The following is a 1,030-nucleotide window of genomic DNA, read 5'->3' on the forward strand; positions in this document are numbered from 1 at the left end:
GGGACTTCAGGAAGGCGCCGCGGCCGACATCACCTTCGGCGCGGCCAGCGGCGCCTTCCTGAAGTCCCTGCTACCCCCGGAGCACCTCCTCGCCGCGAACGGCCGCTTCGAGGCCACCAACTGGACGGCGACCATGCTCGGCCCGCCGCTGGGCGGCGCCGCGATCGGCCTCCTCGGCCCGGTGGTCACCCTCGTGACCGACGCGGTCAGCTATCTCCTCTCCGCGACGGCCCTCCGGGCGATCGGTGACACCGAGCGTTCCACCGAGCGACTTGTCGAGCGCCCGTTGAAGCGCCCCGCGCACCCCGGGGAAGCGCCCATCGACGGAGCGCCCGCCGACGGAACACCTCCCGAGCCGGCCGCGCCCCGACTGCGCGCCCGTGACCTGCTCGACGGCTGGCGGTACATCCTCACCAGCCCGGCGCTGCGCCCCCTGTTCCTCAACACGATCCTGGTCAACGGCCTGATCATGGCGACCGCCCCGCTGCTGCTGGTCCTGATGGTCGGCGAGCTGGGCTTCACGCCCTGGCAGTACGGTCTGGCCTTCGCCCTGCCCTGTGTGGGCGGACTGATCGGTTCACGGCTCGCCCGGCGGCTGGTCGTCCGCCACGGGCAGCACCGGGTGCTGCTGGCGACGGGCGCGCTGCGGGCGTGCTGGCCGGTGGGGCTGGCGTTCATCCACCCCGGCGCCACCGGGCTCGTCCTGGTGATGGCCGTGGAGCTGGGCCTGATCACCTGCATGGGCGTCTTCAACCCGGTGATGGCCACGTACCGCCTCGACGAGACCCCGCCGGACCGGGTCGCCCGCACCTTGTCCGCCTGGTCGGTGACCAGCAAGCTGACGATCGCCGCGCTGACCGCCCTGTGGGGCCTGCTGGCCGCCGTCACCGACCCGCGCACGGCGGTCGCCGCGGCCGGCGCCCTGATGCTCGCCACCCCGCTGCTTCTGCCCCGCCACCGGCCCGCGCGGCCCTCCCCGAAGGACGACACGGCCGAGCTGAAGGGCTGACCGGCCGCTCGCGAGGCACCA

At 74.0% G+C, this 1,030-nt stretch carries 1 protein-coding gene; it reads left to right on the top strand.

The window, feature by feature from the left end; genetic code table 11:
• A partial coding sequence (locus tag AOK15_RS40165) for an MFS transporter (protein ID WP_055524077.1) occupies positions 1-1,009 on the top strand: 1,009 nt, incomplete at its 5' end.
• Positions 1,010-1,030 lie beyond the last annotated feature (21 nt).

It is taken from the genome of Streptomyces ossamyceticus, assembly GCF_001418475.1.
In the GTDB taxonomy this organism is placed as follows: domain Bacteria; phylum Actinomycetota; class Actinomycetes; order Streptomycetales; family Streptomycetaceae; genus Streptomyces; species Streptomyces ossamyceticus.